Below are 247 nucleotides of genomic sequence, written 5' to 3' on the forward strand. Positions count from 1 at the left end.
GCGACTGGAGTGCCATGTCCGGTTTTCAACAAACCATGCAAATGCTGAATGAGGGCATCGTTCCCACTGCGATGCTGGTTGCCAACGATCAGATGGCGCTGGGCGCAATGCGCGCCATTACCGAGTCCGGGCTGCGCGTTGGTGCGGATATCTCGGTAGTGGGATACGACGATACCGAAGACAGCTCATGTTATATCCCGCCGTTAACCACCATCAAACAGGATTTTCGCCTGCTGGGGCAAACCAG

Annotated in this window: 1 protein-coding gene; it reads left to right on the forward strand. The window is 55.9% G+C overall.

Going from position 1 to position 247, the window contains the following annotated elements:
* Nucleotides 1-247 (forward strand): substrate-binding domain-containing protein (locus R0J87_RS23225; RefSeq protein ID WP_191463051.1); only part of this gene is annotated, 247 nt, incomplete at both ends.

Source organism: Halomonas sp. SIMBA_159, from assembly GCF_046536035.1.
Classification (GTDB): Bacteria; Pseudomonadota; Gammaproteobacteria; order Pseudomonadales; family Halomonadaceae; genus Vreelandella; species Vreelandella venusta_A.